Annotated in this window: 15 protein-coding genes; 5 read left to right on the top strand and 10 right to left on the bottom strand. The window is 63.3% G+C overall.

The genetic code is table 11. The features are described 5' to 3' along the window. Positions 1–33: 33 nt before the first annotated feature. The gene (locus ABVN20_RS02785; protein WP_368553894.1) at positions 34–1,089 is read right to left on the bottom strand and encodes a spermidine/putrescine ABC transporter substrate-binding protein; all 1,056 of its coding nucleotides are present in this window, start codon (positions 1,087–1,089) and stop codon (positions 34–36) included. A 198-nt stretch (positions 1,090–1,287) separates the two neighbouring features. Here ABVN20_RS02785 and ABVN20_RS02780 point away from each other — a divergent pair, with 198 nt between their 5' ends. After that, positions 1,288–2,220, top strand: coding sequence for a GntR family transcriptional regulator (locus ABVN20_RS02780; RefSeq protein WP_368553892.1), 933 nt, complete (start codon positions 1,288–1,290; stop codon positions 2,218–2,220). Positions 2,221–2,315: 95 nt separating this feature from the next. Then, positions 2,316–3,590, top strand: coding sequence for a nucleotide disphospho-sugar-binding domain-containing protein (locus tag ABVN20_RS02775; protein ID WP_368553890.1), 1,275 nt, complete (start codon positions 2,316–2,318; stop codon positions 3,588–3,590). 405 nt (positions 3,591–3,995) lie between these two features. Here the strand turns inward: ABVN20_RS02775 and ABVN20_RS02770 are convergent, their stop codons facing one another. The 6 genes from ABVN20_RS02770 to ABVN20_RS02745 all read right to left on the bottom strand — a co-directional run bounded on the left by ABVN20_RS02770 (position 3,996) and on the right by ABVN20_RS02745 (position 10,320). Next, positions 3,996–5,099, bottom strand: a complete 1,104-nt coding sequence (locus tag ABVN20_RS02770; protein ID WP_368553889.1) for a hypothetical protein — start codon at positions 5,097–5,099, stop codon at positions 3,996–3,998. A 10-nt stretch (positions 5,100–5,109) separates the two neighbouring features. Then, positions 5,110–6,261, bottom strand: coding sequence for a M24 family metallopeptidase (locus ABVN20_RS02765; RefSeq protein ID WP_368553887.1), 1,152 nt, complete (start codon positions 6,259–6,261; stop codon positions 5,110–5,112). Positions 6,262–6,327: 66 nt separating this feature from the next. Next, positions 6,328–7,182, bottom strand: coding sequence for an ABC transporter permease (locus ABVN20_RS02760; RefSeq protein ID WP_368553885.1), 855 nt, complete (start codon positions 7,180–7,182; stop codon positions 6,328–6,330). Beyond that, positions 7,179–8,027 (bottom strand): ABC transporter permease, encoded by an 849-nt coding sequence (locus ABVN20_RS02755; protein WP_368553883.1) that lies wholly within the window; start codon positions 8,025–8,027, stop codon positions 7,179–7,181. The genes ABVN20_RS02760 and ABVN20_RS02755 overlap by 4 nt, the downstream gene beginning before the upstream one ends. A 1-nt stretch (position 8,028) precedes the next feature. Continuing rightward, positions 8,029–9,144, bottom strand: a complete 1,116-nt coding sequence (locus ABVN20_RS02750; RefSeq protein ID WP_368553881.1) for an ABC transporter substrate-binding protein — start codon at positions 9,142–9,144, stop codon at positions 8,029–8,031. Positions 9,145–9,219: 75 nt separating this feature from the next. Then, positions 9,220–10,320 carry an ABC transporter ATP-binding protein gene (locus ABVN20_RS02745; protein ID WP_368553879.1) on the bottom strand — a complete coding sequence of 367 codons (1,101 nt, stop codon included), beginning with the start codon at positions 10,318–10,320 and terminating at the stop codon, positions 9,220–9,222. 130 nt (positions 10,321–10,450) lie between these two features. On the opposite strand from ABVN20_RS02745, the gene ABVN20_RS02740 reads away from it, so the two are divergent. Next, on the top strand, positions 10,451–11,344 hold the full coding sequence (locus ABVN20_RS02740) for a LysR family transcriptional regulator (RefSeq protein WP_368553877.1): 894 nt from the start codon (positions 10,451–10,453) through the stop codon (positions 11,342–11,344). A gap of 573 nt (positions 11,345–11,917) precedes the next feature. Here ABVN20_RS02740 and ABVN20_RS02735 read toward each other — a convergent pair. Together ABVN20_RS02735 and ABVN20_RS02730 are read right to left on the bottom strand one after the other, a co-directional pair. Continuing rightward, positions 11,918–12,277 carry a cupin domain-containing protein gene (locus ABVN20_RS02735; RefSeq protein WP_368553875.1) on the bottom strand — a complete coding sequence of 120 codons (360 nt, stop codon included), beginning with the start codon at positions 12,275–12,277 and terminating at the stop codon, positions 11,918–11,920. Between the two features lie 17 nt (positions 12,278–12,294). Then, the gene (locus ABVN20_RS02730) at positions 12,295–13,692 is read right to left on the bottom strand and encodes an NAD(P)/FAD-dependent oxidoreductase (RefSeq protein ID WP_368553873.1); all 1,398 of its coding nucleotides are present in this window, start codon (positions 13,690–13,692) and stop codon (positions 12,295–12,297) included. Between the two features lie 192 nt (positions 13,693–13,884). Here ABVN20_RS02730 and ABVN20_RS02725 point away from each other — a divergent pair, with 192 nt between their 5' ends. Next, positions 13,885–14,664 carry a helix-turn-helix domain-containing protein gene (locus ABVN20_RS02725; protein WP_368554553.1) on the top strand — a complete coding sequence of 260 codons (780 nt, stop codon included), beginning with the start codon at positions 13,885–13,887 and terminating at the stop codon, positions 14,662–14,664. Positions 14,665–14,754: 90 nt separating this feature from the next. Here ABVN20_RS02725 and ABVN20_RS02720 read toward each other — a convergent pair whose 3' ends face one another. Further along, positions 14,755–15,786, bottom strand: a complete 1,032-nt coding sequence (locus ABVN20_RS02720; protein ID WP_368553871.1) for a UV damage endonuclease UvsE — start codon at positions 15,784–15,786, stop codon at positions 14,755–14,757. Positions 15,787–15,929: 143 nt separating this feature from the next. Between ABVN20_RS02720 and ABVN20_RS02715 the strand changes: the two genes are divergently transcribed. Continuing rightward, positions 15,930–18,698 carry an EAL domain-containing protein gene (locus tag ABVN20_RS02715; RefSeq protein ID WP_368553869.1) on the top strand — a complete coding sequence of 923 codons (2,769 nt, stop codon included), beginning with the start codon at positions 15,930–15,932 and terminating at the stop codon, positions 18,696–18,698. Positions 18,699–18,705 lie beyond the last annotated feature (7 nt).

Here is an 18,705-nt window from a genome sequence, read left to right as displayed (position 1 = left end):
GGCATGCCCGGCATGCCTCGGGAGCGAGGTGGCCTAGTTCTGCGCCGCCATGATTTCGGTGACAGCCCGGGTGTAGGCTTTTTGCGTGGTGCCGCCCAGGTCGCGCAACTGCTCCATCTTCAGCAAGTCGTCGGGGGCGATGGTGAGGTTGGGGTATTGCTTGAGCAGGTCAGCCGACAAACCGGCCATGGCCGCCTGGTTGGGGACCTTGTAGAGGATGTTTTCCGCGACCCAGGCGTGGTTTTCCTTGGCCAGCATGAAGTTGATGAACTGCAGCGCCTGGTCCTGGTGCTTGGAGCTTTTCAGCACGACCATGGTGTCGACCCACAGGTCGGAGCCTTCCTTGGGCACCACGAACTTGATCGCGGCATTGGCCTGGGTGCCGTAGTTGCACCAGCCGTCCCAGGCGTGCGCCATAAGCGATTCGCCGGAGGCGAGCTTGGAGTAGAAGGTGGTGTCGTCGAAGGCGAGGATGCGTTTCTTGGTGGCGATCAACTGGTCGCGCACGGCGGCGATCTGTTTCGGGTCGTTGTCGTTGACCGACCAGCCCTTGGCCAGGAACCCGGCGCCGAGCATCCAGCGGTCGGTGGCGAGCATGGTCACCTTGCCCTTGAGCGCATCGCTGGGGTTGAGCAGTTCATTCCAGCTCACCGGGGCCGGGGTGACCTTGTCCGAGCGGTAGCAGATGCCGGTGGTGCCCCAGGTGTACGGCACCGAGAAATGGTTGCCCGGGTCGTATTCCAGTTTCGAGGCTTGAGGGTAGAGGTTCCTGAGGTTGGGGACCTTGACCGGATCGATGTCGGCAAGCAGCCCCTGTTTGTGCAGGACTTCGGCGAATGGCGAGGAGACGAACACCACGTCATACCCTTCACCGCCCGAGGCCATGAGCTTGCCCATGATCTCTTCGTTGGTCGCGTGCAAGGCCTTGTCGACCTCGACGCCGCTGGCGGCCTTGAACTTGTCCAGCGCATCCGGAGCCATGTAGCCGTCCCAGATGGAAATCACCATGTCTTTCGCAGTGGCCGCCTGTGCAGCGATCGCCAGGGAAACGCTCAATCCCAGACACATAAGGCCTTTCAGCTTTCTCATAATACTCACCCGACGATTGTTTATTTTTCGAATTCGAAGGCAGTACGGCAAAACCAGAGAAACGATTGCATGTGTTTTTTTTTAGAAATTAGGACCAGTATAAAAAGATGTCAACGGTTTTTTCTGGCCTGACGGGTAAGCGGCGCATGACATAAGATGGGCTGCCCGAGTCTGTGGCGAACAACAGAGATAAGACGCTTGAGCACAACAGCTGAAAAGAAACCGCGCACCAACCACCTGGAACTGGCCCGACGCATCCTCGAGCACACCCAGGAAAGCGGACTGGTGGCCGGCGACCCGGTGGCCGAGCAAGCCCTGGCGCGCACGTTCCAAGTGTCGCGCACGCTGATCCGTGGCGCGCTCAACGTGCTGCTCGAGGAAAACCTGCTCAGCCATGAAGCCGGCAAGGGTTATCGCCTGCTCGCCACCCCCGCCGGCCAGGCGTTCAACGCCGTGCTGCCGCAGGCCGAGGAGGAAGAGCTGGCCACGTCGGTACTGCGCGATCGCATGGCCGGGCGCCTGGGCGACAGCATCAGCATCAGCGAGCTGATGCGCCGCTACGGCATCGGCCGCCCCGCCGCGCAGAAAGCCTTGCAGCAACTGAGTGAAAACCAGGCCATCGAGCGCGGGCCGGGGCAGTCGTGGCTGTTCCGGCCGTCGCTGAACAGCCTTGCCGCCCTTGAAGAAAGCCTCAAGTTCCGGCTGATTCTCGAACCCGAAGCGCTGCTCAGCGCCCACTTCAACGCCGACCCGCAACGCCTGGCCTTGCTGCGCAGCGCCATGCAGAGCCTGCTGGCCAGCCCGGTCGAGCATTTCGACATCCAGCAGTTTCGCGAGCTGGACATCAGCTTCCACGAGCTGATCGGCCAGAGCTGCGGCAACCGCTTCATCGCCGACGCCCTGCTCCAGCATCAAAGCCTGCGGCGCCTGCCGAACCTGCTGCCGAGCGTCAGCGTGCATCGCTTGCAGGAGGCCCTGCGCGAGCACCTGCAGATCATTGCCCACATCGAACGCGGCCAGCTGGAAATCGCCGCCGACCTGCTGCGCCTGCACCTGCGCCTGAGCACCGCCCAGCGCCCGCAAACCGCCAACCGCGGGATCCCCCAGGGCCAATTGTTCGGTCGTCGCTGAGGCGCTCAAAATACAGGATGATTTTTTTTAAAAAATAAGACAGCATCCAGTCATCTCAGGCACGGCGGGCTTTACCCGCCACGGATTTTATTGCCATGCACCCACAAAAACTGATCGCCCTGTTTCCGGAAGCCAGTTTCGGCGCGGCCCTGAACTGCATCGGTATCGCCCAGTCCTTGCGTGAGCTGGGGGCCAAACCGGTGTTCATCTGCTACGAACACTTTCAAGGGCTGTTCGCCGAGTACGGGTTCGACGAGTACCCGATTGCGCCGGTCAATCCGCTGTCGGCGGCCGAACACCAGCATTACTGGGAGCGCTTCATCGAGCGCAACATCCCCTACTTCGACCAGACCCCGCAGGCGCAGATCGACAGCTACGTGGCCCCGGCCTGGGAAGCGATCATCGACACCGCCATCGAGGTCGAGAAGCCGTTGCAGCAACTGCTCGGTCGCCTGAAGCCGGATGTGATCGTGCTCGACAACGTGGTCATGTTTCCGGCCATCGCCAACGCGGGCTGCCCGTGGGTGCGCATGGTCTCCTGCGCCGAAACCGAATTGCCGGATGCCGCGGTGCCGCCGTATCTGTCAGGTTGCCTGGCGGACGACCGCGAGGGGCGCGAGCGGTTTGCCGAGCATTACCGCCGCGCCGTCGCACCGGCCCATGAGCGCTTTGCCGCGTTCCTGGCGAGCAACGGCACGCCGCCCTGCCCGCCGGGCCAGTTTCTCGATGACTCGCCGTGGCTCAACCTGCTGCTGTCGCCGACGCCGGTGCGCTATGCGCGGCACAAGGCCCTGGACCCGCAGCGTTATGTCTACCTCGACGGCTGCGTGCGGCGCGAGGCGCCCTACATCGTGCCGGACTTTCCACGGTACAACGACGCGCCGCTGATCTACGTGAGCTTCGGCAGCCTGGGGGCGGCCGACACCTCGATGATCAAGCACCTGATCGGCACCATCGAACACCTGCCCTATCGTTTTCTGATCAACGTCGGCGCCTATCGCGACGAGTACGCCACAGTGCCGGACAACGTCTACCTGGACAGCTGGTTTGCACAACCGGCGGTGCTCAGGGAGTGCCAGTTGTTCATCCACCACGGCGGCAACAACAGCTTCTGCGAAGCGCTGTATTTCGGCTTGCCGTCGGTGATCATCCCCTACTGCTGGGACGGCCACGACAACGCCGCCCGCGCCGAGGAAGTGGGCGTGGGACGCTACCTGCCACGCTTCGCCGATCCCCTGGCGGCGCTGCCTGGGGCCCTCGAACAACTGTTGGCCGATGCCTCAATGAAACAACGCCTGGCCACGATCAGCCAGACCATGCAAGCCACCCGCGGCACCGACATCGCGGCGCGGGCGATCATGGCGCTGTAACCCCGATTCTCCTGAACCTGATCCCCTGTAGGAGCGAGCTTGCTCGCGATGGCGGTATGTCAGGCACCATTGATGTTGAATGTGCCGGCCTCATCGCGAGCAAGCTCGCTCCTACAGGGATTGTGCACCGCCAGTCCAAATCACCAGAGAACCCACTGTGGGAGCGAGCCTGCTCGCGATGGCGGAGCGTCAGGCACCATTGATGTTGAATGTGCCGGCCTCATCGCGAGCAGGCTCGCTCCCACAGGGGGGGATGTATTGCCAAGCACGGATCATCCGAATCGCACAGATCCACTGTAGGAGCGAGCTTGCTCGCGATGGCGGTATGTCAGGCGCCATCGATGTTGAATGTGCCGGCCTCATCGCGAGCAAGCTCGCTCCTACAGGGGTGGGTATTGCCGGGGGTTAGAACCGCCAGCCTACCTCCTCTAAGGCCTTGCCCAACGCTTCGACATCGGCATGGCTGCGTTCTTCGAACGCGGGCATGTAGGCCAGCGGGTCGCTCAGGGTCGAGTTTTCACCCAGGAAACCCTGGGCGGCGGCGTGCAGGCAGTAGGCGCTGTAGGCCGGGTTGTAGCCGCCTTCCTGGACGATCAGCAGGCGTCCTTCGCAGTGCGCGTCGGCGAACTGGCGGGCGCGTTGGGCCAGGCGGTTGAACCCCTTCATGGTCAGCAACTGGCGGCCGTTCGGGTCGAACTGCGAGGCGTCCAGGCCGTTGGCGATGATCAGCAATTGCGGGGCGAACGCCGCCAGCGCCGGCTCGACGAACCGCTCGAACGCCAGCGCGTAGGTCAGGTCCCCGGAGCCCATCGGCAACGGGATGTTCAGATTGCTGCCCAGCCCATCACCACTGCCGCGCTCCTCCACCCCGCCGGTCTGCGGATGGCTCGGCCCCCAGGCGCCGTGGTCCATGTGCAGCGACACGGTCAGCACCGTCGGGTCGTGGTAGAACCCTTCCTGGGTGCCATTGCCGTGGTGCACATCCCAATCGACAATGGCTACGCGCTCGATGCCCGCCGCCTGAGCCGCTCTTGCGGCCACCGCGACGTTGTTGAAAAAGCAGTAGCCGTCGGCCATGGCCGGCGCCGCATGGTGCCCCGGCGGGCGCACCAGGGCCATCGCCGGGCGTCGCTCGCGCAGGGTCTGCTGCAGCGCCGCAACGCTGGTGCCCGCCGCCGCCAGCAACCCGGCCAGGCCGCCGGCATTGATCAGCGTGGTGCTGCTGAAGCGCCGCCCCTGCTGATCGGCCTGCTGGATGCTCTCGCCATAGGCCTGGGTGTGAAACCGCAGGATCTCCTGCCAGGTGGCGTGGCGCCCCTCGTGCCACACCAGGTTCCCGGCCACCGGCCCACTGCGCAGGATCGCGCGCATGTTGACCAGCCGCGGGCTGCTTTCCGGGTGCTGGCTCTGGGTATCCAAAAGCTCGCTGGGCGGCGCCTCGAACACCCCATAACCGGTGTCGTGGCGCAGCACATCGTCGTGCCAGAAAACGTCCATCAATGCAGGCATGAAGGCATCCTCAGTCGATGATCACAAGCTCTGGGGCAATCTCGGACATACTGCGCGAACCATCCTTTTCACACAGTACGGTGTCACCGAGCTTGAGGCCAAAACCCTCGGAGTATAGAGACAGATTCGGCTCGATCGAGAACGACATGTTCGGCTGGAACACATGGTCGTCGGCCTCATCGACCATCATCGCTTCCAGCCAGGTCGGCGGATAGGCCAGGCCCAGGCTGTAGCCGATGCGGTGCACGCGGGTGCGCGACAGGTCGATGCGGTCGAGGATCTTGTTGCACACCCGGTTGGCCTCACCCACCGGCGTGCCCGGCTTGGCCACGTCGATGGCAGCGTTGAACGCTTCGGTCAGCAGAGTCGAAACTTCCCGCACCCGCGCCGTCGGCTTGCCGATCACCGCGGTACGCATCAGGATCGCGTGGTAGCGGTTGCACACCCCGGCATGTTCGAGAATCACCACATCACCAGGGCTGATGGTGATGCGGTGCGGCATGGCGTGGGTCATGGTGCTGCGCCGCCCGGTGGCACACATCGGGCTGATCGCCGAATATTCGCTGCCGGCCTCGCCGAGTGCCTGGGAGACGATCCCGGAAATTTCCACCTCGGACATGCCCGGACGCAACGCCTCGAACGCGGCGCGCATGCCGTAGTCGGCCATGCGTGCGGCGCTGCGCTGGTATTCGATTTCTTCGGCGGTCTTGATCAGGCGCTCTTCGGCCACCACCACCGAGGCATCCTCGAAATGCGCGTTGGGCATGTGCCGCAGCAGCGTGGTGTATTGCAGGGCGCTGAAGGTCGAGGCCTGCATTTCCAGGCCGATGCGACCCTGGCTCAGGCCCAGCCCTTCGAGCGAATCGGCGACGATGCGCAGCGGGTCCTGCTTGGCGATGTCGTAGAAAATCCCCTCTTCCAGGCTCGACAACTCATAGGTGCACGGCTCTTCGCTGGTGCGGGTGAGGAAGATCGGGTTGGCCAGTTTCGGCGAGATGATCAGCGCCTGGTACCAGAGAAAACCCAGGCTGTCGAAGCCCGTCAGGTAGTTGATGTTGTCCGGGTAGTTGATCACCATCGCGTCGAGGCCACGCTCGCTCATTCGACGTTTGACCGCGTCGATACGTTGACGATAAGTGCGCAGCGGAAATGCAGTCATCATGAGGTATCCCTCCTTAGGGAAAAGGTGCACGGGTGACGAGTGAGGTATTGCGTTGAGACGGGCCGGCTAGCGACCCGGTGTGTCAGCGTTCTTGTCGTGCCGGTACAGGCGCACCAGCAGCACGACCAGGGTGATGAAAATCATCAGGGTGGAAACGGCGGCGACGGCCGGGTCGAGGTTGTAGCGCAGGCCATCCCAGATGCGCTTGGGCACGGTGATGACGTTGAGGCCGCTGGTGAACAGCGTGACCACCACCTCTTCCCAGGACATGATGAAGGCCATGAAGAAACTCCCGGCCATGCCCACCCGCACGTTGGGCATCAGCACCTGGCGAATGGTCATCCACAGGCCCGCGCCCATCGAACGCGAGGCCTTGTACAGGCTGGTGTCGAGCCGGCTGTAGGCCACCAGCATGGCGATCAGCGAGTATGGCAGCGCCATCATCAGGTGGCCGAAACCCACGCTGAGCAAGGTGTCGAGTTGCTGCACCTTGGCGCCCAGGTAGTAGATGGACATGGCGGACACCACCTGCGGCACGATCATCGGCAGCAGCACCACGGTGGTCAGCGCGATGCGGTGGCGCGGTTCCAGCCAGATGCCGGTGGCGAACAGCAAGGCCAGGGCGGTGCTGATCACCCCCACGACAATCGCCAGCCCGAGGCTTTGCAGGATCGAGCTGAGCCAGCCGCCGCTGAGCAGCTCCGCGTAATGACGCAGCGACCAGGCACCGTCCGGAAAGGCCAGGTAGCGTTGATCACCGAACGACAGCGGCACGATGACCAGCACCGGCAGCAGCAGGAACGCCGCCGCCAGCAACAGACCGGCGAACGACAGCAGCCGGGCGACATCGAAACGCGGCTTCAATCGTGCAGCGGCCGGCGCCTGCGCCGCCAGGCGATTCACCGTAGGCAAGGTACTCATGCGGTTCTCCCGGTCAAACGCCCAAAGCCCACCAGCTTGCCGAACACCAGCGCACACACGGCAACCATCAGCATCAGGACAATGCTCAGCGCGGCGCCCAGGCCCCAGTTGGACAACTGGAACATCTGGATGTAGATGCTCTCGGCCAGCATCGCCGCCTTGCCACCGCCCAACAGGGCCGGGGTGACGAAGCAACCGAGGCTGAACACGAACACCGTCGCCGAGGCCGCCGCCACACCGGGCACGGTAAGCGGGAAGAACACGTCCTTGAGCATGGCCCAGCGTCGGGCGCCGAGGCTGCTTGCCGCCCGCAGCAACCCGTCGTCGATCTGGCGCATCGAGGACAGCAACGGCAGCACCGCGTACGGCACCATGAAATGCACCATGCCGATCAGTGCCCCGAGTTCATTGCGCACCAGCGCCAAGGGCTCATCGACGATGCCCAGGGTCAGCAGGCTCTGGTTGACCAGGCCGTCATTGCGCAACAGCACCAGCCAGGCGAACGCGCGGATCAGCATCGACAGCCAGAACGGCAGCAGCACGAACAGCTCGATGAACTGCCGCCCGCGCCCGGATGCGAACCGCCAGCGATAGGCGATCAGGTAGGCGATGGCGACGCTGATCAGCGTGGTCAGCAGGCAGATGCGCAGCGTGCGCCAGATGACCGTGTGGATCGTCGCGTTGTCGATGATCGTCGCGTAATGCTGCACGCCCGGCTGCGGCAGGCTGAGACTCCAGCCCAGCACACCCACCGTCGGCAACAGGTAGCCGACGAGGATGATCACCGGCAACGGCAGGATCAGCAGCGCGTAGATGCGCAACGTGCCTTGGGAACCGAGTCGCATGTCAGCCACCAATCAGGGCCAGGTAACGTTCGAGCGTTTCACCGTAGTGATCGGCGTACCACAGGTTGTTCATCGACACCTGCTTGGCCAGGTTGTCCGGCGCCGTCGGGTTGATGCGCTGCAACTCGGGCGAGAGCAAGGCGTTCACCTTGGCGTCCACCGGGCCCATGTTGTAGATCTCCATCAGCTTGGCCTGGACCTCCGGGCGCAAGGCGTAGGCGATGAATTTCATGGCGTTGGCGGCACCGGCCGGGTTGTTCTTCGGCACGAACCACACCGACGGCGCGACGATGGCGTTATCGAAAGTCCAGTCCACCGCACCACCGGTGTCGTGTTTGACCAGTTCGGCGCGGGTGTGCCACATCTGGCCCATGCTCGCCTCGCCGTCGCGCAGCAGTTGCTGCGACTCGGCACCGGTGGACCAATGCGTGACCACGTGGGGCATCAGTTCCTCGATCTTGCGCAGGGCGCGATCGACGTCCAGCGGGTAGAGCTTGTCCGGGGCGACACCATCGGCCAGCAGCGCGCACTCGAGGTTGGCGCTCATCCATTTGTACAGCGTGCGTTTGCCGGGGTATTTCTTCACGTCCCAGAAGTCCGCCCAGCTTTTCGGCGGGTTCTTGCCGAAGCGTTTGGCGTCGTAGCCGATCACGTAGCTGTAGGTGTAGTTGGCCAGGCCGAATTCGTGGATGTCGCCGTAGCCAATCAAGGACTTGTCGACGACTGAATAGTCGATGGGCGCCAGCACGCCCTCCTTGCCCAGGCGGTACGAGGAATACATTTCACCGTCGCACACGTCCCAGCGCACCGCGCCACTGTTGACCTGGGTCTTCACCGCGCCTTCGGTGGGGCCGCTGCCATCGACCTTGAGCACCAGGCCACTGGCGCCGGCGAAATCCAGATAGCTTTTCTCGAAGGCCGGGACCGCGTCACCGCCCCAGTTGGACACCACCAGCGAGCCGCCGGCGGCGAAGGCCCCTCGCATCGGACCGAGCCCGGCCATGGCGGCCGCGACCATCAGGGCCTGGTTGAAACTGCGACGGCTGAGCGTGCCGGCTTCGAGTTTCTCGCGGGCGATGTCCATTGTGTCGTCGATAAAGCGCTGTTTGTCTTTCATCCTCGGAACCCCATGCAATAGGTTGTGGGCAGGTGATCGAACCAGTTTTTATTAGGTGTGTTGCTTGCTGTTGTTTTAAGCCGAAATCAGGTGGCCATGCTGTTGCGACCAGGAGCACCAGTACGGCTGGCCCTGCTCCAGGTTGTTCAACATCGGGTGACCGACCGGGATGCGCAGCGCCATCGGCTGCGCATCGTCCAGGCGCATGTCGAGGCTGACGTGGGTGCCCAGGTAGGTCAGTTTTTCCATGCGCGCGATCACGCCGTTACCACCACCGGCCAGGGCGACCGGTTGCAGGTCGACGTGTTCCGGGCGAATCGCCAGCCAGTGCTCACCGGTGTTGCTCACCGCCACCGGGTCGGCGCCGCGGGTGACCACCAGCGAGCGGCCCTGGTAATTGCAGATCAGCGCATCGTCCTGGCGGCGAATGCCCTGCACGCCGAGCAGGTTGGTGTCCCCGAGGAAATTGGCGACGAAGCGACTGGCGGGACGCTCGTAGACTTCCTGCGGCGTGCCCAGTTGTTCCAGGCGACCGTGATTGAACACCGCGACCCGGTCGGACAGCGCCAGCGCTTCTTCCTGGTCGTGGGTGACGAAAACGAAGGTAGTGCCGAACTCCTTGTGCATGCGCGCCAGCTCCATCTGCATTTCCTGGCGCAGGCGGCGGTCGAGGGCCGACAGGGGTTCATCGAGCAGCAACAACGAGGGTTCAAACACCAGCGCCCGGGCCAGGGCCACACGCTGTTGCTGGCCGCCGGAGAGCTGCTTGATGCCGCGATCGCCCTTGCCTTCCAGGCCGACCCTTTCGAGCATCTGCCCGACTTTCTCGGTGATCTGCGCGGTGGGTATTTTGCGCACCTTGAGCGGGTAGGCGATGTTCTGAGCCACGGTCATGTGCGGGAACAGCGCATAGCCCTGGAACACCACGCCGAAATCGCGCTGGTCGGCGGGCAGGTGGGTGATGTCCTCGCCGTTGCGTTCGATGCGCCCTTCGCTGGGTGTTTCGAAGCCGGCGAGCATCATCAGGGTGGTGCTTTTACCAGAGCCGGACGGCCCGAGCAGGGTGAGGAATTCACCGCGCTTGATGTGCAGGGTCAGGTCGCTCAACGCGCGGGTTTCACCGTAGGACTTGCCGAGGCGTAACAGGTCGACAAAATGCTCATGCTGAACCGACATCGAAAATCCCTCTCGTGTAACCGTTTGAGTGACTGACTCGTGCAGCCATCTTCACGACAAACCAGATTGACATCAAATGATTTGTTTTCTAGGTTTCATGTGAATTCAACTAACCGTAAATCGGGCAAACATGGCTCTGAAAGCGACACGCCGCCTCCCCTCCCTGATCGCCCTGCGCGCCTTCGATGCCCTGGTCCGGCAAGGCAGCACGGGCGGCGCGGCGCTGGAACTGCACGTCACCCACAGCGCCATCAGCCACCAGATCAAAAAGCTCGAGGAAGAGCTTGAAGTAGCGCTGGTGGAGCGCCAGGGCAAGGGCGTGCACCTGACCTCGGCAGGGCGCAAATTGAGCCAGTTGGTCAACGGCGCGTTCGAGCAACTGCGCGACATCCAGACCGCCCTGCCCGCCTCGACGCCCTCGGGCAGCCTGCGCATCGCCTGCGCCCCGGCGCTGCTGGCGCGTATCTCGAAAATCCTCGACCGTTTTTTGCGCGACTACCCGGACGTGTCGCTGTACATGCTGCCGATCGAACAGGCGACGCCGAACGTCGACATGGTGATTTCGTTTGGTGACAGCCAGGTCGAAGGCCAGCGCATCGCGGCGCTGGGCGACATCATGTATTTCCCGGTGGGCAGCCCGCGCCTGCTCAACGGCAGCGAACCGTTGCGCAAGCCACGCGACCTGGAGCGCCAGGTGTTGTTGCATGAGGACGAGGGGTATGACTGGAGCCGCTATTTCCTGGCGGCGGGCATTCCCAGCCTGCAGGGTCGGCAGAACATCTACCTGCCAAACGCCTCCCTGACCATCGACGCGGCGATTGCCGGCACCGGCGTGACCATCAGCGACCACATCCTGGCGGGCGAGCACCTGGCCCAGGGTACGTTGATCCGCCTGTTCGACATCGAATTCCCGGCCCCGCACCCCTACTTCATCATCCTGCCGCCACGGGGCGCCAATGACCTGGCCAAGGCATTCTCGGACTGGCTGATGCGCGAGCTGGAGATGATTGCGCGGGTGGATTGATTGCAAGCAGCGGCACACCAGATAGCCCCTGTGGGAGCGAGCCTGCTCGCGATGGATTTGAAGCCACCGCAGTGTGTCAGGTGCCCAGCGTCATCGTTGGCGACCATCGCGAGCAGGCTCGCTCCCACAGTGGGCGGCGGTGTGGCACCAATCGTGTGAACACCCACCCTCCCCTGTAGGAGCGAGCTTGCTCGCGATGGATTCAAAGCCGCCGCGGGGTGTCAGGTGCCCAGCGTCATCGTTGGCGACCATCGCGAGCAAGCTCGCTCCTACAGGGTGCGGCGGTGTTGCACCGATCGTGTGAGCACCAGATATCCCCTGTGGGAGCGAGCCTGCTCGCGATGGATTCAAGGCCGCCGCGGGGTATCAGGTACCCAGCATCATCGTTGACGACCATCGCGAGCAGGCTCGCTCCCACAGTGGGGCGGTGGTGTTGCCTAAATCGCGTGAACACCACCCTCCCCTGTAGGAGCGAGCTTGCTCGCGATGGATTCGAAGCTGCCGCGGGGTGTCAGGTGCCCAGCGTTATCGTTGGCGACCATCGCGAGCAAGCCCGGTCAGGTGACAAAAATCTCAGCCCCGGAGAATCATGAACACCTTGCGCACGTGCGTGAGGTTTTCCCAGGTGCCCTTGAACCCGGCGGCCACCACGAAGGTGTCGCCGGCCTGGAACGACTGGCTGATGCCATCGCTGTCGGTCAGGCGCACTTGCCCTTCGAGCAGGTGGCAGAGCTCATCGTAGTCGCACTCGCAACGCTCCAGGTGCGGCGGGGCTTCCCAGATGCCGGCGGTGGCTTTTTTCTGCGGGTCGACGAAGTGCCGCCAGCTGCGGCTACGGTACGGCGTGTCGACCAGCGCCGGATCGTTGGTGTCCAGTTCGACCACAGGCAACTCAGGGTTGGCGAAGTCGATGATGTGCGAAGGCGTGCTCATGCGTGTACTCACTCCAGTCAAGAATCAAAACCGATGCCCAGTGCATCGAACCCCTTGAGCAGCCAGTCGCGGTGCCCGGTGCGGTCTTCGCGGGCCAGCGAGCGCTGGGCCAGCGACACGCCCAGGTACCGCAAGGGCTCGGGGGGAAACGGAAACGGTGCGGTCGAGGTCATTGCCAGCTTCGTGCGTTCGGTGGCCTTGCCCTCCAGCAGGTCGAGCAGGGTCAACGCCGCGAAACGGCTGGCGGACACGCCCTGCCCGGTGAAGCCCTGGGCATAGGCCACACGGCCATTGGCGGCGGTGCCGCAGAACATCGTGGTGCGCGCCGAGGTGTCGATGATGCCGCCCCAGGCGTGGCTGAAACGCACATCGGCCAACGCCGGGAAGGCCGATTGAAATTGCCGGGCCAAGGTGGCGAAGCTGTCGGGACGCTGGGTCAGCGCCTCGTCGCGGCGACTGCCGAAGTGATAGATCGCGTCATAGCCGCCCCACAGGATGCGGTTGTCCTCGGTCTTGCGCAGGTAATGAAACTGATTGCCACTGTCGGCGATGCCGTAGCGCCCGACCCAACCAATGGCGCGCAATTGCTCGTCGTCCAACGGCTGGGTGGCCAGGGCATAGTCGTAGATCGGAATGACCTTGGATTTCAACGCCCCCAGCAGGGGCGGCGCAATGTTGGTGGCGAGCGCGACCTTGGCCGCCCTGACCGTACCCAGACCGGCTTCCAGCATCTGATGGCTGCCGTCTTCACGCAAACGACTGACCGGCGAATGCTCGAACAACTGCACCCCTTGCGCCAGGCAAACCCGGCGCAACTCGCTGACCATTTTCACCGGGTTGAGCAACGCATAATTGGGCTCGAAGACACCGGCGACATAGTCGGGCGAGTCCAGATAGGCCTTGAGCGCTTCGCCTTCCACGTACTGGCAATCAATGCCAAAGCGCGCATAGTTGCGCTGCATCGAGCGCAAGCCATCGACCTGCCACGGCTGGCTGGCGACGTTGAGTTTGCCCTGGCGCTCGAACGCCACGTCCATGGCGTACGCCTGAAGGTCCTGCTGGAAAGCATCGAGATTTTCCCGGCCCAGGCGCACCAGTTGCTCGGCCTCCCCCGGCCAGCGTTTCAATGCGTTGGCCACACCATGGGAAATGCTCGGCGCGCAGAACCCGCCGTTGCGTCCGCTCGCTTCACCGCCACACTGACCGGCTTCCAGCACCACAATCGTCGCATCGGGCCGGCGCTGGCGCGCCTTCAGCGCCGTCCACAGGCCGACAAAACCACCGCCGACGATGGCGAGGTCGCAGCGGAGGTCGCCAGTCAGCCGGGGAGCGGCTGGCGGGCTGACTCGCGCCTCCAGCCAGACGGGGTAGGGCCGGGCATCGGCCAGGGATGGGGTCGCGGTGTGCTGGGTCATGCGCTCGGCTCCAAAAAATCATGGGCTGACGCTAATGCAAACGCCTGCGCTTTCACAGGCACCATGGCGCGACAAACCTCGCAGCGGACACGGGCGGAAAATCAGCGCTTCTGGAATACTGAGGGCCTGCCCCCGAGGCGCGCCCTGGAGTTCGTCGTGCAAGCACTGGATTTACCCACCACTGAAACCTTCGTGACGGACCCGGCGAGTGCGCAGACCCACGACGTCGCGGTGCGTTACCACCAGGCCTGGAAACGCCGCGACCTCGACGCGGTAATGGCGCTGTATCACCCGGCGGTCGAGTACAACGATTTCCTGCAGAACCGCACCCTCGACTACGCACAACTACGCGCGTATCTCGGCGCCAGCATGCCGCGCGGGTCGCAGGAATTGCAGACCTACACCGACCGCCTGCGAGTCGATGGCGACACCGCGTTCCTGCAATACCAGGTGACGCTCAACGGCAGTGACGGGTTGGTGTCATTGCGAACAATGGAAGCGCTGTCGATCCGCGATGGCTTGATTGTCCGGGTCAACGAGCATGCCGCCCTGGTCAGCCAGGCACCGCCCGTCACCCGGCCGACCTACAGCGCGGGTGCCGTGAGCCGCCTGGGCCTGTCGGCCCGGCAGATCGGTGCGCTGGCCAATGATTTGCAGCAGTACTTCGAACAGTCCAAGCCGTACCTCGACCCACGCCTGGACCTGTCCCACGTGGCGGCGTCGACCGGGTACACGCGTAACCAGATTTCGTTTTTCCTCAACCAGGTGCGCGGGCAGACGTTCTATGCGCTGCTCAATCAGCTGCGACTGGATGAAGCGCTGGAACAGTTGAACAGCCAGGGCACGACGGCACGGATCGAGGAGATCGCCAGTGCGGCGGGGTTCAATTCGTTGTCGACGTTTTATCGGTGTTTCAAGGAGCGGACGGGGTGTTCGCCGAAGAGTTATGCGCAGCGACTGCATAACCTGTAGGAGCGAGCATGCTCGCGATGGTAGCCCAGACACCGCGGGCATCCAGGCAGCCAGCGTTATCGTTGACGACCATCGCGAGCATGCTCGCTCCTACAGGTTTTTGAGGCAGTTCGAGTACTCGTAAAACGCCAACGCCGCCAGGTTCTTGTCCTTGGCTTCGAGCATGATGTCGAAGCGGTCGAGAAACTGCACGGCGTAGTCGTTGGTCCAGCGGTTCCACATCCGGTCGCTGTGGGCGTAAAGGTCGCGCTTGGAGACCACCTGCAACAACGCGTCCATTTCCAGCTTGTGCTCGGCATCAAAACCCAGTTCCTGCAGGTGCTCCGGCGGCTGCGAGTAATGCATGGTCGGGCGCACCCCGCGCCAACTGTCGATGACCCGCTGGACCCGCGGGGAGTCGGGGGCGATGTAGTCGTTCTCGTTGATCCAGCAGTGGTGAATGTCCAGCACCACCGGCGCGAGGTCGGCCATTTGCAGGCAGTGGTCCAGGCCATAGGTCTTTTCGTCGTTCTCGAAGGTGATGCAGTTACGCGCCACCTCGGACAACCGCGCCCACACCGCCCGCGTCCCTTCGACGCCCAGGCGCCCGGCGATGTGCACGTTGCACTTGAGGTCCTGGAAGCGCCGGCCGTAACCCATCATGCGGATCATGTCGGCGTGGTATTCGAACTCGGCCAGGCTGTTCTCTACCACGCCAGGATTGTCCGACCCCAGCACACAATACTGGCCGGGATGAAACGACAGGCGGATGTCCAGCGAACGCGCCAGCTCGCCGATGGCGGCGAACCCCGGGACAAGTTGCTGCTGAATGGCAGGGTCACGGTAAAAATCCCGCACCTTGGCATGGCTGTAGAACGGCAGCAGATCGCTGCTCAAGCGCACCATGCGCAGGCCCGGCGGCAACTGACCGACGTAGGCCAGCAATTTCAGCTGCGCCGCCAGGTTGTGCAGCACCACTTCCAGCAGTTTTTCCCGTGCGAGCTGCGGCGCCACGCCGTCCATCCAGCGCAGGGTGGTGGTGCGTGGGTTGAACGGGCCTTCAATCAACTTCAGTTCGGACACCGACAGGCTGCGCTGCGGATGCTTGTACTGACAGGCGAAGCCGATTCGGGGTGAGTTCATGGGGAAAACCTGTCGGTGGGTGCTCATACGATCTTAGGTGCGCATTCTCCCGGGCGTTCAGTAAATATCCAGCGAAACTTTCAGCGCCCGCGCCCGGTCAAGTGCTAAGCAGGTGCCACGCATGGATTCAAAGGAATGACACGTTGGAAAAAGACCGAGCCGCTGTGGCCAGAAGCGCTGGAAATGGCCAGGCTGAAGTGCAGAAAAACCGCTGGCGGGCGTTCGCGTTGCCAACGGGTATTTTCCTGTGCGGGTTACTGATCTCCATCATCGTCGGCACCCTGGATGCCCAGCAGCAGGCGCTGGGGTGGCCCTCCAGCGTGCTATTGCTATCACCGCTGTTCGTGGTGGCCCTGACCGGCACGATCCTGTTGACCTGGTTCGCGGCACAAATCGGCAAGCGCAACCGGCTGATCCACCAGCGCCACGCCGAACTGGCGCAGGAAGTCGAAGAACGCCGGATCGTCGAGCAGTCGCTGGTGCAGAGCGAAGCCAGGTTCCGTGCCCTGTTCGAGCGCTCCCCCGACCCGATCTGGATCCTGCGCCGCAACGGCATCTGCATCGAGGCCAACGCCGCGGCAATGCGCGTCTTCGGTTTTCACGACCCCTCGATGTTTCACGCCATCAGGACCCGCGATATTTCGCCGCCCCTGCAAAGCGATGGGCAAGCCTCGCCGGACAAGGCGCAGGACATGCTGAAAACCGCACTGGCCAATGGCGTGCACCGCTTCGAATGGCTGCACAAGCGCGCCGACGGCACGGTCTTCCCGGCCGAGGTCACGCTGTGCACCGTCAACCTCTCCAATGAACCGATGCTCTATGCGGTGGTGCGCGACATCTCCGACCGCAAGCAGGCCGAGGAAGCGTTGCAGACCCAGAAGGCCCTGCTGCTGGAGATCGTCGAGAACGCTCCGTCACTGATCTACGTGTACGACACCGAAGGCCGGTTGCGCCTGTGCAACCGCATGTTCGAACAGGCCGCCAACATTTCCTTCGAACAGATGGAAGGCAAGACCCGCGAGAGTTACCTGCCGGCCGCCGAGGCCCGAACCCTGCGTGACAACGACCGGCAGGTGCTGGCAACCGGCAAGATCCTGCGCTTCGAAGACCATCTGGTACAACGAGGGACGCCGCGCACCTACGTGACCACCAAGTGCGTGCTGCGCGGGGCCACCGGCCAGGTGTCCGGGGTGCTGGGTATTTCCACCGACATCACTGCCACCCGGCAGAACACCGAACAGCTGCGCCTGGCCGGCATCGTGCTGGACAACACCGCTGACGGCGTGATCATCACCAATGCCCGTGGCCATATCCTTTCGGTGAATGCCGCTTTCAGCAAGATCACCGGCTACAGCGCCGAAGAGTCCATTGGCCTCAAGCCCAACATCCTGATTTCCGAGCAGCAGGACAACGCCTTCTATCGCGACATCATCCACTGCCTGAAACAGACCGGCCTGTGGCGCGGGGAGCTGTGGAACCGGCGCAAGGACGGCGAACTGTACCCGCAGTGGCTGACCATCAACACCGTCCATAGCGACACGGGCAATGTCATCAACTACGTGGCGGTGTTTTCCGACATGTCCGCCATCAATCAGTCGAAGTCGGAGCTTGAACGGGTGTCGCACTACGACCCGGTGACCGCCCTGCCCAACCGTTCGCTGTTCCACGAGCGCTTGCAGCATTGCCTCGACCTGTCGCTGAGCTACAACCAGACCCTGGCAGTGGTGGTCATCGACCTGGACGGTTTCAAGACCGTCAACGACAGCCTCGGCCACTCACTGGGCGACCTGCTGCTGCAACAGGCGGCGGCGCGCTTCCTCACGTGCGTGCGCGCCGAAGACACGGTGTCGCGCCTGGGTGGCGATGAGTTCGCGCTGATCCTCAACAACCTGACGCACCCGGTGGACGCGATCCTGATTGCCAAGAAACTGCTCGCCTCGCTGCAGGAGCCCTTCGACCTCAAAGGCACGTCGACGCTGCTGACCGCCAGCATCGGTATCTCGATGGCGCCCCAGGACGCCCAGACCCCCGAACTGCTGCTGCGCCAGGCCGACACGGCGATGTACGGCGCCAAGGAAGGCGGCCGCAACGACTACCGTTTTTACCAGCCGGAGATGACCCTGCGCGCCCAGGAACGCATGAACAGCGAGCGTTTCCTGCGCCGGGCGGTGCTCAATCACGAGTTCGAAGTCTGGTATCAGCCCAAGATCAACCTGGCCGACAATGGCGTCGAAGGCGCCGAGGCGCTGATCCGCTGGCGCGACCCGGTGCAGGGCCTGATCTCCCCCGCTGACTTCATCCCGCTGGCGGAAAGCACCGGCCTGATCATCCAGATCGGCGAACAAGTGATCGACCGGGTGTGCCGGGATATCCGCCGCTGGGCCGACCGCCAGATCACCCCTGGCGTGATCGCAGTGAATGTCGCCGCCCTGCAGATTGATCGCAGCGACTACGTCGAAACCCTGAAATGTGCGCTGGGCGTGTTTGGCCTGCCGGCCAGCGTGCTCGAAGTGGAAGTGACCGAAAGCCTGATGATGGCCAGCCCGGAGCACTCCCGGGCGATTCTCAGCACCCTGCAGGAGATGGGCGTCACCACCGCCATCGACGACTTCGGCACCGGCTATTCGTCCCTGGCCTACCTGAAGATCCTGCCGATCAACCATATCAAGATCGACCGTACCTTCATTGCCGACCTGCCCCAAGACCCGAGCAATGTGGCGATTACCAAGACAATCGTCGAACTGGGCCATGCGCTGGGCTTCAGGATCATTGCCGAAGGCGTCGAAACCGAAGAACAGCATCACTTCCTGCGCAAGATCGGCTGCGACCAGGCTCAGGGTTACCTCTACGGACGCCCGATGCCGGCGCAGGACTTCGAACGCTGGCTGAATGCACGTCACTGCGCCCTGTGAGCTGGCG

The organism is Pseudomonas sp. MYb118 (assembly GCF_040947875.1).
Taxonomy (GTDB): domain Bacteria; phylum Pseudomonadota; class Gammaproteobacteria; order Pseudomonadales; family Pseudomonadaceae; genus Aquipseudomonas.
The sequence above is the reverse complement of the archived record's forward strand: the minus strand, read 5'-3'. Positions and strand labels throughout refer to the sequence as shown.

What these genes read in the sequence shown, in the direction of transcription:
- ABVN20_RS02735 (WP_368553875.1), bottom strand. Translation starts at nt 12,277, where the DNA reads ATGAGCACGCCTTCGCACATCATCGACTTCGCCAACCCTGAGTTGCCT.
- ABVN20_RS02760 (WP_368553885.1), bottom strand. Translation starts at nt 7,182, where the DNA reads ATGAGTACCTTGCCTACGGTGAATCGCCTGGCGGCGCAGGCGCCGGCC.
- ABVN20_RS02785 (WP_368553894.1), bottom strand. Translation starts at nt 1,089, where the DNA reads ATGAGAAAGCTGAAAGGCCTTATGTGTCTGGGATTGAGCGTTTCCCTG.
- ABVN20_RS02730 (WP_368553873.1), bottom strand. Translation starts at nt 13,692, where the DNA reads ATGACCCAGCACACCGCGACCCCATCCCTGGCCGATGCCCGGCCCTAC.
- ABVN20_RS02755 (WP_368553883.1), bottom strand. Translation starts at nt 8,027, where the DNA reads ATGCGACTCGGTTCCCAAGGCACGTTGCGCATCTACGCGCTGCTGATC.
- ABVN20_RS02745 (WP_368553879.1), bottom strand. Translation starts at nt 10,320, where the DNA reads ATGTCGGTTCAGCATGAGCATTTTGTCGACCTGTTACGCCTCGGCAAG.
- ABVN20_RS02750 (WP_368553881.1), bottom strand. Translation starts at nt 9,144, where the DNA reads ATGAAAGACAAACAGCGCTTTATCGACGACACAATGGACATCGCCCGC.
- ABVN20_RS02775 (WP_368553890.1), top strand. Translation starts at nt 2,316, where the DNA reads ATGCACCCACAAAAACTGATCGCCCTGTTTCCGGAAGCCAGTTTCGGC.
- ABVN20_RS02720 (WP_368553871.1), bottom strand. Translation starts at nt 15,786, where the DNA reads ATGAACTCACCCCGAATCGGCTTCGCCTGTCAGTACAAGCATCCGCAG.
- ABVN20_RS02740 (WP_368553877.1), top strand. Translation starts at nt 10,451, where the DNA reads ATGGCTCTGAAAGCGACACGCCGCCTCCCCTCCCTGATCGCCCTGCGC.
- ABVN20_RS02765 (WP_368553887.1), bottom strand. Translation starts at nt 6,261, where the DNA reads ATGATGACTGCATTTCCGCTGCGCACTTATCGTCAACGTATCGACGCG.
- ABVN20_RS02770 (WP_368553889.1), bottom strand. Translation starts at nt 5,099, where the DNA reads ATGCCTGCATTGATGGACGTTTTCTGGCACGACGATGTGCTGCGCCAC.